The organism is Streptosporangium subroseum, assembly GCF_900188345.1.
GTDB classification, from domain to species: Bacteria; Actinomycetota; Actinomycetes; order Streptosporangiales; family Streptosporangiaceae; genus Streptosporangium; species Streptosporangium subroseum.
In genome coordinates, this window is sequence record NZ_FZOD01000058.1 from 52,104 (window position 1) to 63,641 (window position 11,538).

Annotated in this window: 7 protein-coding genes; 1 reads left to right on the forward strand and 6 read right to left on the reverse strand. The window is 68.1% G+C overall.

Going from position 1 to position 11,538, the window contains the following annotated elements:
• Positions 1–118 precede the first annotated feature (118 nt).
• From CHC08_RS37290 to CHC08_RS37315, 6 genes are all read right to left on the reverse strand, one after another.
• On the reverse strand, positions 119–1,771 hold the full coding sequence (locus CHC08_RS37290) for a glycoside hydrolase family 13 protein (protein ID WP_089212098.1): 1,653 nt from the start codon (positions 1,769–1,771) through the stop codon (positions 119–121).
• An 85-nt stretch (positions 1,772–1,856) separates the two neighbouring features.
• Complete coding sequence (locus CHC08_RS37295; protein WP_089212099.1) at positions 1,857–4,346, reverse strand: CBM35 domain-containing protein; 2,490 nt, start codon at positions 4,344–4,346, stop codon at positions 1,857–1,859.
• 135 nt (positions 4,347–4,481) lie between these two features.
• A complete protein-coding gene (locus CHC08_RS37300; RefSeq protein WP_089212100.1) occupies positions 4,482–5,468 on the reverse strand; it encodes a carbohydrate ABC transporter permease in 987 nt (328 codons plus the stop codon).
• A 10-nt stretch (positions 5,469–5,478) separates the two neighbouring features.
• Positions 5,479–6,390, reverse strand: a complete 912-nt coding sequence (locus CHC08_RS37305; RefSeq protein ID WP_089212101.1) for a carbohydrate ABC transporter permease — start codon at positions 6,388–6,390, stop codon at positions 5,479–5,481.
• A gap of 73 nt (positions 6,391–6,463) precedes the next feature.
• Entirely contained in the window at positions 6,464–7,819 is a 1,356-nt protein-coding gene (locus tag CHC08_RS37310) for an ABC transporter substrate-binding protein (RefSeq protein ID WP_179282432.1), read from the reverse strand.
• A 269-nt stretch (positions 7,820–8,088) separates the two neighbouring features.
• Complete coding sequence (locus CHC08_RS37315) at positions 8,089–9,087, reverse strand: LacI family DNA-binding transcriptional regulator (protein WP_089212102.1); 999 nt, start codon at positions 9,085–9,087, stop codon at positions 8,089–8,091.
• Between the two features lie 1,446 nt (positions 9,088–10,533).
• Here CHC08_RS37315 and CHC08_RS37320 point away from each other — a divergent pair.
• Positions 10,534–11,538: galactose-binding domain-containing protein (locus CHC08_RS37320; protein WP_179282433.1), on the forward strand; the 1,005-nt coding region annotated here is incomplete at its 3' end.

Genomic DNA, 11,538 nt, shown 5'->3' on the forward strand with positions numbered 1-11,538 from the left:
CCCGTACGACGCGGCCCCCGTACGACACGGCTCTGTGCGGGCATCGGTCTCGACCAGACCGCCGTCGGGGTCGCGCGGCGGGGTGGCACCGCCGGCGACCACCGCGACGGCGGTCCAGTTAAAGATCATCCGTACCCTCTGGGGCCAGACGGAGCCAGACGCAGGTGTCCGATGGCAGCAGCCCGTCGACGACGGGACCGCTGGCCAGCAGGACGCCGTGGTGCGCGGGCAGCTCGATGGGGGCTTCGGAGAGGTTGACGACGCAGGCGAAGCCGTCGCCCCGGACGAAGGCGACCGTTCCGGGGCCGGCGTCGAGCCAGGAGACGGTTTCCGGCAGCCGGGTCAGATCGGTGCGCCGCAGGACCAGGGCGGCGCGGTAGAGCGACAGCATGGAGCTGGGCTCGCCCATCTGAGCCTCGACGGTGGTGTCCTTCCAGGCCGGGGGCTGGGGAAGCCAGGGTTCGGTCGCGGCGTCCGGCGGTGAGAAACCGAACGGGGGATGCTCGCCGTTCCACGGGAGCGGGACGCGGCAGCCGTCACGGCCGCGGTCGGTGTGGCCGGAACGCTCCCAGGTGGGATCCTGGAGCAGGTCGTCGGGGATGTCCTCGACCTCGGCCAGGCCCAGCTCGTCGCCCTGGTAGACGTAGACGCCGCCCGGGAGGGCGAGGGTGAGAAGGGCCGCGGCCCGGGCCCTGCGCAGCCCGAGGTCGAGGTCCGTCGGAGCGCCGTGGCGCTTGTTGCCCATGTCGAACCCGGTCTCCTGCCTGCCGTACCGGGTGACGTGACGGATCGTGTCGTGGTTGGAGAGCACCCAGGTGGGCGGCGCGCCGACGGGGACGTGCGCGGCGAGGGTCTGCTCGATCACCTCACGGATCGGGCCCGGCTCCCAGGCGCAGCACAGGAACTCGAAGTTGAACGCCGAGTGCAGCTCGTCGGGGCGCAGATAGCGGGCGAACTGGGAGGGGGTGGGCAGCCACACCTCCCCGACAAAAACGCGCTCGCCCTCGTAGGCGTCGATGATGGCGCGCCAGGAGCGGTAGATGGCGTGGACCCCGTCGGTGTCCTGGTACGGCAGGTCGGCGGGGTCGGGGTCGGGGCCGACGTCGGGCAGTCCGGGTTTTTTGGTCAGGCCGTGGGCCACGTCGATGCGGAAGCCGTCCACGCCCCGGTCCAGCCAGAAGCGCAGGATGTCCTCGAACTCCTCCCGGACCTCGGGGTGTTCCCAGTTCAGGTCCGGCTGCTGCGGGGCGAACATGTGCAGGTACCAGGGCCCGGGGGAGCCCTCGGCCTCCGTGACGCGAGTCCAGGCGGGACCGCCGAAGTAGGACTGCCAGTCGTTGGGCGGCAGTTCGCCGTGCTCGCCCCGGCCGGGGACGAACCAGAACCGCTCGCGGGCGGCCGAACCCGGCGCCGCCGCGAGAGCCTCCCGGAACCAGGGGTGGCGGTCGGAGCAGTGGTTGGGAACCAGGTCGACGATGAGCCGCAGGCCGTTCTCGTGGGCCTCGCCGATGAGGGCCTCGGCCTCGGCGAGGGTGCCGAAGATCGGGTCGATGTCCCGGTAGTCGGCGACGTCGTAGCCCGCGTCCGCCATCGGCGACACGTACCACGGGGTGAGCCAGAGTGCGTCGACGCCCAGGTCACGCAGGTACGGCAGGCGCTCGCGGATGCCGGCGACGTCGCCGATGCCGTCGCCGTTGCCGTCGGCGAAGCTGCGCACGTAGATCTGGTAGATCGAGGCGGTGCGCCACCAGGCGGCGGGGGAATGAGGCATGGACGGGTTCTCCTGACTGGATGCTGATGGACATGCGGTGGGCGTCCCGCGCTGTGCGGGACGCCCACGGTGGTACTCGCCGCGGCTACCAGCCGCTGTTGCCCGGACCGCGTGTGAACGTGTAGCCGGTCAGGTTGTTCAGGCCGCCGGAGGCGGCTCCGGCGACCGTCACGTAGTTCGCCGTGGCGTTGCCCGCGGCGTTGGCCTCGATGGCGTAGCCGCCGGCGCCGGTGACCGTGATGTGGTCAAGGGTGAGATTGGTGATCGTCTTCTGGTAGCTGAGCAGGATCGCCTGGTAGGTGCTGTCGACGACGGTGAGGTCCTTGACCAGCACCGGGGCGGTGATGTCGGCGGTGTCGGCGTAGATCCAGAGAGCTCCCAGCTGGGAGCCCCAGTTGGGTTCGAACCCACCGGTGCGGCTCAGCGTGTTGCGCTGCACCGAGGTGGTGCCGCTGAACGGCACGGGGGAGAAACGGGTGCTGATCGCGATGCCGGAGGAGCCGGTGACCGTGTCCGACAGCAGGTTGTCCTCGACCCGGTTGCCGGTGCCGCCGTAGATGCCGACGGTGTTGGCCAGCAGCGGCAGGGACACGGTGTTGAAGGTGAAGGCGCTGTTCGTGACGGGGGAGCCCTGGGAGAACATGGCCAGCCCGTCGTCCCCGGTGTTGCGTACGGCGCTCTGGTCGAACCGGGTGTTCCTGACGCCTGCGTGGATGTTGACGCCGTCGGCGAAGGTGTCGCGGATCCGCACGCCGGCGACGTACAGGCCGTCGGTCCCGGAGTCGATCCACATGCCGACCTTGACGTGTTCCATCCAGACGTTGTGCACCAGCGATCCGGAGCCGAAGTTTCCCTCGATGCCGGTGTCGAAGTTGGCGTCGTCGCGGTAGCGCACGTCGCCGGCGATGGTCAGGTCGGCGACCTGGACACCGGAACCGGTGGCGAAGAAGCCGCCCTTGCCGGCGGTGCCGCGGACGGTGGTGTACCACTGACCGGCCCCGCGCACACTGACGCCCGCCAGGTTGACGCGCGCGTTGATGACGAACGTGCCGGCCGGGATCCACACGCCCCTGCCCTGGGCGCGTGCCGCCGCGACGGCGTTGTTGATCGCGGCGGTGTCGTCGCCGACGTCGTTGGCGACCGCGCCGTAGCCGGTGATCGACAGGTGGTCGGCGGGAGCGGCGAGCGCGGGGGCGACCTGCTCGGTGTCGACGAGGTCGATCACGTAGTAGGCGGCGGTCGAGGAGGCGTCCTTCTGCAGCTTCAGCACGGTGCCCGCGGGCTGGGTGGGGAACTGGGCGCGTACCTCGTCGAAGAAGTGGTGCGGCTTTCCGCCCGCGGGGTCGTTGCCGTAGGGATACTCGCCGTAGACCCAGCTGTAGGTCGACGAGAGGGACAGATCCTGCAGTTTCGCGCCGCCCGCGTACAGCGCGAGCGGGGCGGTGATGCCGGTTCCGGCCGCGTTGTCGGGGATGGAGTAGCGCACGACGATCGAGTTGGCGGGCTTGGTCAGGGTGAACTGGACATACTTGCCGGTGGCGTCGAGGCGTACGGCACGGCGGCCCGACGCCTCGGAGGCGACGGTGAGATAGGTGCGGTCGGGGCCGACGGGGGTGGCGTTGGTCGAGCCGTTCTCCGCCTCGTACTCGGTGTAGGGCACGGTGGCACCGCGGGCGTTCAGCGTGAGGTCGCCGGCGACGCTCAGGCCGTCGAGGGCGACGCCGCCGGTGTCACCGGCGTCGTACTGGTAGCCGATCAGATTGAGACCGGCGCGCAGCGACAGCGTCTGGGTGGCCGTGAGCCAGCCACTGCCCGCGGGCAAGGTGACCTGGCCGGTCCTGAGGCCGTTGACGTAGGTGCTCAGGGTCTTCGCGCCGCCGGTGGTGTTGCTGTAGCGCAGCGACGTGACGGCGTTGCCCGCGGCGGCCACGTTGACCGTGCGGATGGCGCGGGCACCCACGGCGGTGAAACCGCTCGCGTACCCGGTGCCGCTGAAGCCGCCGATCGAGGTGGCGACGGCGGCGCCGCCCGACAGGAAACCGGTCTCCATCTGGTAGGGCAGACCGGCGGGCGGGTCGGGCGGGGCGGTCACGTCGCCCACCGTGAGGCTGTCGAGGTTGACGTTGCCCAGGTCGGTGGTGTCGAAGCGGTAGGCGACGGTGTTGGAGCCCGCCCGCAGCGTGAGGGCCTCCGCCTTGGTCCCCCAGGTGTTCCAGTCACCGGCGGCGGGGAGGGTGGTCTGGCGGATCTTGGCGCCGTTGACGTAGATCGACAGGGACATGGTCGCGCCGGTGCCGTTGGCGTAGCGCAGGGAGAGGGTACGGGAGCCGGCGGGGGTGGCGTTCACCGTGAAGGTGGTGGCCGCGTTGCCCTTGTTGGCGTCGGTGTAGCCGCCGACGAATCCGCCGCCGGTGTAACCGGTGTGGTCGGTGCCGACGACAGCGCCGCCGGACAGTGCCGCCGACTCGGCCTGGTAGGTGGTGGTGGCCGCGCTCGCCGGAGGGGCGGCCACGATCATGGCGCCTACCAGGGCGAGGGCGAGGGTGAGTAAGAGGGTGCGAGCTTTTCCGCGCATGGCGAGATGGACTCCTTGACTGGGTGGGGGGTGAGCGTGGCTGGAGTCGGAGAGGTCGGAGAGGGAGCGCGGCCCGGCTGGAGGAGGCGGGGACGAACTCGGCCGAAGCGGAGGGGAGGGCGGTCGCCGGGCGGCTCAGCCCTTGAGCGCGCCGGCGGAGAGGCCGTTGAGGATGCCGCGCTGGAAGATCATGAAAACGATGATCATGGGGAGGCTGGCGATGGCCAGGCCCGCGAACATCTCGTTCTGTGTCACGTAGCCGGTGAAGGAGAGCCTGCTCAGGGCCACGCTGATGGTCTGCGCCTCCGGATCCCGCAGCACCAGCAGCGGCCAGAGGAAGTCCTTCCACGCCCCGACGACCGCGAAGATCGACACCACGGAGAGGACCGGACGGGAGAGCGGCAGCACGACGCTCCACAGCGTCCGGAACCGTCCCGCCCCGTCGATGCTGGCCGCGTCGATCAGCTCGCCGGGGATCTGGTCGAAGAACATCTTGAGCACGTAGATGTTGAACGCGTTGGCCGCGCCGGGGAGCCAGAGTGCCCAGGGCGTGTTGAGCAGGTTCACATGGAAGATCGGCACATCGACGACGGTGAGATAGCTGGGGACCAGCAGCGCCGCGGCCGGAAGCATCAGGCTGGCCAGCATCATGCCCAGCACCAGTTTGCCCAGGATCGGGCGCAGCTTGGACAGCGCGTAGGCGGCGGCGACGTCGACGATCAGCTGGATGAGCCAGCCGCCGACGGTGTAGAAGGCGGTGTTGAGGAGGAACCTGCCGATCTCCAGCTTCGTCCAGGCCTCGGCGTAGGTCTCCGGATGCCAGGTCTGCGGGATCAGCGTGGGAGTGGGCTGGGCCAGCTCGACGGGGGTCTTCACCGCGCCGGTGACCATCCAGTAGAGCGGGAAGATGAAGATCAGTGCGAACAGCACCGCCATCGTCACCAGGGTGACCCGGTAGACGAGCCGTCCTCGCCCGCGGTTGAGGTCGGCGTCGGAGATCAGCGTACGGGTGGCGGCCGTCCGCTGGGCGGGCGGCCGGCGGCGTGCCGTACGGGAGGGGACGGCGGGCGGAGCGGGAACGGGAGCCCGGCCGCGGGCCGGGCTGGGGGTGGTGACGGTCATCGGGCCCTCCTCAGTCGGCGTTGCGGGTCAGCCGCAGGTAGACGGCGGAGAACGCGGCGAGCACCACGAACAGCAGCACGCTCATCGCAGCGGCGAGCCCGAAGTCGTTGTTGACGGTGAACGCGTACCGGTAGATCAGCACCATCACGGTGATGGTCTCCTCGTTGGTGGTGCCGGTGAGCTGGTACGGCTCGATGAAGACCTGCATCGTCGCGACGATCTGCAGGAGCAGCAGGGCCAGGAGCACGAACCGCATCTGCGGCAACGTCACGTACCGCACGCGCTGCCACACGCTCGCGCCGTCAAGCTCGGCCGCCTCGTACAGCTCGCTGGGAATGGTGGACAGCCCGGCCAGATACATGATCGTGGCGCCGCCCATGTTCGACCAGGTCGACACCAGTACCAGCGAGATCATCGCCATCCGGGGCGACTGGGTCCAGTCGGAGGTGGGCAGGTGCAGGGCTCCCAGCACGGAGTTGAACAGACCCGAGCCGGGATCGTAGAAGTACTGCCACAGCAGGACGCTGACGATGGGCGGCAGCATCACCGGAAGGTAGACCGCGATGCGGAAGTAGCCCTTGAGGTGCCGGAACTCGTTGATCACGATGGCGACCACGAACGGCACCGCGTAGCCGAACACCAGCGCCAGCCCGGTGAACTCCAGCGTGTTGCGCCAGGCGGTGAAGAACAGCGGATCGGCGAACAGGGCGCGGAAGTTGTCCAGGCCCACCCAGTACGGCGGAACGACCAGGTTGTCCTGCTGGAAGCTGAGGATGACGCCCTTGACCAGCGGATACCAGGAGAACAGGGCAAAACTGGCGAGGCCGGCCGCGAGGAACAGGTAGGCCCGGAGATTGTCGCCGATCCTGCGGCGCAGTCGGTTCGGCCCGCGGTGGGCGCGGCTCGCGGTGATGACCGCCATCACATCTCTTCTTTCTTCCGAACGTGCGTTTCCGGACCGCCGGGGACCAGCCGCCGGGAGCCCGGAAACCGCCTCACTTGACCGACGACAGGATCTGGTTGACCTGCTTCTCCGCGTCGGTGAGAAGCCGGCCGATGTCGGCGTTCGGGTCGGTCAGGACCTTCTGCATCACCGGGTCGAGCGCGGCGTAGACCTGCTGGGCGTTCGGCGGCTCCAGCTTCAACGGGATCGCGGCGGTGGCGGCGGCGAAGGGGGCGAAGTTCTCCGACGGGAGGTTGGCGTACTTCTTGGTCGCATCGAGCAGCTTCTGCTCCGACGCGCCGGTCCACACGTTGGGCTCGGGCAGGCCGACCGGCAGGCCCTTGGCCGCGGCCTTCTCGTTGTCGGGCCCGATGCGGTCGGGGTTCTTCTTGAACGTCAGCCAGGTCAGGCCGGCCTTGATCTTCTCCGGGCTCAGGCCGGCCTTGAACATGTAGCCGGAGCCGCCGCCCAGCGTGCCCTGACCGTCGGGGATGGGACCCAGGCCGTAGTCGGCGAAGGTGCCCTTGAACTGGTTGACGATGTTGGACATGTCGCCGGTCGAGCCGACGTAGAGGCCCAGCTTGTCGGTGGCCATCAGCTTGATCAGGTCGTCGTACTCCAGGAGCTGGCGCTTGCCCATGGTGTTGTCGGTGAAGCGCATGTCCTTGAGCTGCTGGAGAACCTGCCTGCCCTTGTCGTTGTTGAAGGCGGCCTTCCAGGTGTCGCCCTCCTTGACGGCGACGTCGCCGCCGATGGAGTAGAGCTCGGCGGTGAAGTGCCAGCCCCCGGTGTTGGACTTGCTGTAGTCGCCGTAGCCGACGATGTCCTTGCCGAGCGCGCTGATCTTCTTGGCGTGCTCGCGGACCTCGGCCCAGGTCGCCGGGGGTTTGTTCACGTCGAGCCCGGCCTGCTGGTACAGCTTCCGGTTGTAGATCAGGCCGAGGGAGTAGTTCTCGTCGGGCAGGCCGTAGATCTTGCCGGTGTCGTCGGAGAAGACCTTCATCAGGCCGGGCTTGTAGTCCTTGGTCACCGGGAAGTCGGCGAGCTGGGCACTGACGTCGGAGACCTGCCGCTTGGCGATCAGATTCTGCGCGTCGGTGAGGTAGACGTAGAAGACGTCCTCAAGCTGGCCGCCGGCGAGCTTGGCGGAGAACGTCTGAGGGTCCATGAGACCCTCCTTGGCGTCGATCTTGATGTTCGGGTACTTCGCCTCGAACGCCTTGACGTCGGCCTCGAAGTGCGCCCGGTTGAACTCGTCGGTCGCCGCCGGCAGGCCGTTGACCGTGATGGTCACCGGCCCGCCGGCCACGGGCTCGCTCTCCTGGCCGCCTCCGCACGCTGCCGTGGCCGTGGTCATGCCGACGGCGAGCGCCAGCCCGAGTGCCTTGCCGAGCTTGGCTCGGTTCATCAGATGCGATCCCTTCGTGTACGAACACACCTGGATCCGGGCAGCCCGCATCGCCGGCGGAACGTGAGTGCCGCCGTCTGTTAAGGGGTGGTTGCCGACATGTCGCGTCGAGGTTTCGAGCGCCGAGGTGTAGCCAGAACGGTAAAACCATCGAGGCGAGAAGTCCATGGGTCAACGCAAAAAACTGATAAGACCTCCAGAGGAGAGTGCGTGAATCTGCAATTTGCTGACAATGGAGGTTCGGCGTAGCCGGTAAGCGGCGATCCCCCTTACCGGCACATGCCCGTCGAGCCACGCACGATCAGCTCCGGATCGAATAACACCTCGTCAACGGGCACGGAACGGCCATCGATCTGCGCCATCAGCGACGCGACCGCCGCGGTGCTCATCGCCTGGATCGGCTGGCGTACGGTCGTCAGCGGCGGATCCGTCACGTTCATCAGGCTGGAGTCGTCGAATCCCACCACCGACAGATCGCCCGGAACGCTCAGTCCCTGCTTGCGCGCTGCCCGGATCGCGCCCAGCGCCAGGGCGTCGCTGGCGCAGATCAGGGCGGTGACCCCCTCTTTCAGCAGGCGCGTCGCCGCGGTGCCTCCGCCCTCCATCGAAAAGATCGTGTGGGCGACGCGTCCTCGCCATTCCCGGTCGCCCCGAGCCTGCGCATAGGCCGCGTACGCTGCGAGTTTGCGGACCGAGGGCACGTGTCCCACGGGTCCGAGAACCAGTCCGATCCGCTCGTGTCCCAGCGCCGTCAGGTGGTCCAGCGCCTGGTCAACGGCGACGCTGTCGTCCACGCAGACCCGCGGCACGTCGAGATTCTCGTCCGCGGCGTTGATCAGGACGATCGGCAGCCGGCGTTCTCGCAGCGTACGAGAGTGTTCGGGACCGGCGTCGGCGTAACTGCTGCCGATGAAGACGATGCCGCCGACCTGCTGGGCCAGCAGCATCTCGATGTACTGCGCCTCGGACACCCCATCGGCGGTGCGCGTGCACAGAACCGGCAGCAGGTTACGTCTGATCAGCGCCGACACCACCAGCTCCGCGAAGGCGGGGAAGATGGGATTCTGCAGGTCAGGCAGGACCAGGCCGATGAGCGGGCCTCGCTCGTTGCGCAGCTTGGTCGGGCGTTCGTACCCGAACACGTCGAGGGCCGTCAGCACCGAATCCTTGGTCGCCTGGGCGATGCCGGGCTTGTCATGCAGCACGCGGCTCACCGTCGCCACGCTGACTCCGGCGAACTTGGCTACATCTGAAAGTCGTCTGGACACACCGCTACGTTACAACAGTTGGCGCAAAAATGAAGATCGACTGCGCAAGAAATTGACAACGGGTAAATCTCGCAACGCCACCTCCGTCGTCCGCAGGGACGCAGGGATGCAAGGACGCAAGGACGCAGGGACGCAGGGACGGAGAAACGCCGGGACGCCGACGTGGTGCTTCGGCGGTGGTCGCATCCCGGGCGGAGGTGTCCCGGCTCGGGATGCCTGGATGGAGGTTCGGCGCCGCCGTGCCGGCGCCGTCGGCCGGCATCCTGACGCACAACCGCGGGTCGTCCTTCTCCCTCGGCCCGACTCTCCGAGCGACCTCGCATCGGGCAGGCGGCCCGCGCGCACCCTGATGCCCGTCACGGTCACCGAGGGTGATCGACCGGCTTGGGTCGTCGGCGCGATGGGCGGCAAGGCGCGGTCGCAGATCCACACCCGACCCGCGCGGCGGTGAAGCGGTAGGCACCGCAACGGTGTGGCGGGGGCGACGAGTCTTTCCGGGATCGGCCGGGCCGGATGCGGACGATCCCCATCGATCACGAAAACGAGCCCTGGGGGGTCCGGCCGAGAGCGCCACCCCGTTGCGCCCTTGATTCCGGTTTGGTGACGCGCGTCCGTACCCTCCTGGACCGAAACGAGCCCTGACAGGGACTGTCAGCATCACCGGACGCCGCTGACGACTCACGCCACATGCGGGGACGCGATCCGTTCTGATTCACGCGATCCGGAGGGCCGGAAACTTTACAACGGCCGGAAAGGCCATAACGGCCTCAGACCGTTGTGCCGTAACAAGTCAAGCTTCTCGGGCCGTTGACGTGGCCGTAGCACGTATGTAACCTTTGGCCAAAGCAATGCAAAATTCTTGCAATGATCTATTCAGTTTCTTTCTATTCTCCGCAACTTCTGGCAGGAGTGCGCCGTAGTCGTGCGCCTGTCTCGCCCATCCACGGAGAGGTCCCAGGTGATGTCGGTTTCGGCGTTGCGCGGCCGGTCGCCGCCCTGGCGGCCGCGGTTGCAGCACTGATTGTTTCCGCCATGACGCGATCGGCAGGCCGTCACCCGGCCGAGATCACGACAGGCGATGTCAAGGTGACAACCGAACCGAGCCAAAGCGCCCGAAGTCGCCGCCACAGGCAGCTGCAGGAGTGGTCCCGGACGCCACCGTTCAGCGCCGTCCGAAATTCGACGTTCACGAACATCACCGGTTCCGCCGGTCACCCTCCAGCCCGGCGCGACACGGCGACCAGAACGCTCCCAGCGGCAAACAGAGCGAGGCTTGCGATGACATCGACCGGATCACACCGGTCGGCCCGCTTGCCGGCCATCCAGAGCTCGAGGCCCACACCTCGTGAGCAAGGCAGTACCCGTCGGTAATCGAGTGCATCCCGCGGCGGAGGTAGCAGCCTCCCCGCCACCCCCTGTCGTTACAGACGAGAGTTAGAAGAAACGATGAGAAAGAAGTACGTAACAGCGTTACGGCTGATCGCGGCGACGGTCGCGACCAGCATGCTCGCGCTTGCCGGGTCGATCTCCCCGGCCGCGGCGGCGGGTCCCAACCTGGCGTCGGGCAAGACGGCCACGGTCAGTGGCGTCAGCGACGTCTACGGGGCCGGCAACCTCAACGACGGCAACGCCGGCACCTACTGGGAGAGCACGAACAACGCCTTCCCGCAGTGGGCCCAGATCGACCTCGGAGCCGCGACCAGCATCGACCAGGTCGTCTTGAAGTTGCCGCCGGCGACGGCGTGGGCGACCAGGACGCAGACCCTGTCGGTGCTGACCGGCACGACCAGCCCGCCTGCGACCACGACCGTCGCGTCCGCGGGGTATGCCTTCAACCCGGCGACCGGTAACACGGTGACGATCAACTTCACCGCGACCAGCGCCCGGTACGTGCGGATCAACGTCACCGGTAACACCGGCTGGCCGGCCGCCCAGATCTCCGAGTTCGAGGTCTACGGCGCGAGCGGCCCCGTGGACACCGTCGCCCCGTCCGCCCCGTCGAATCTGGCCTACACCCAGCCGGCGAGCGGTCAGATCCGGCTGACCTGGAGTGCCTCCACCGACAACGTCGGGGTGACCGGGTATGACGTCTACGCCAACGGCGCGCTGCGCGGCAGTGTGGGCGCCGGTGTGCTGACCTACACCGACACCCAGCCGGGTACCGCGACGGTGGCCTACTACGTGCGGGCCAAGGACGCCGCGGGCAACGTCTCGGGCAACAGCAACACGGTGACCCGTACCGGCACGCCGGGTGGTGACACCCAGAACCCGTCCGCTCCGTCGAACCTGGCCTACACCCAGCCGGCGAGCGGTCAGATCCGGCTGGCCTGGGGCGCTTCCACCGACAACGTCGGGGTGACCGGGTATGACGTCTACGCCAACAACGCATTGCGTGGCAGTGTGGGCGCGGGGGTGCTGACCTACACCGACACCCAGCCGGACAGTGCGACG

Coding starts and splice junctions, on each gene's coding strand:
- CHC08_RS37300 (WP_089212100.1), bottom strand. CDS start 5,468: ATGACCGTCACCACCCCCAGCCCGGCCCGCGGCCGGGCTCCCGTTCCC.
- CHC08_RS37295 (WP_089212099.1), bottom strand. CDS start 4,346: ATGCGCGGAAAAGCTCGCACCCTCTTACTCACCCTCGCCCTCGCCCTG.
- CHC08_RS37305 (WP_089212101.1), bottom strand. CDS start 6,390: ATGGCGGTCATCACCGCGAGCCGCGCCCACCGCGGGCCGAACCGACTG.
- CHC08_RS37310 (WP_179282432.1), bottom strand. CDS start 7,819: ATGAACCGAGCCAAGCTCGGCAAGGCACTCGGGCTGGCGCTCGCCGTC.
- CHC08_RS37290 (WP_089212098.1), bottom strand. CDS start 1,771: ATGCCTCATTCCCCCGCCGCCTGGTGGCGCACCGCCTCGATCTACCAG.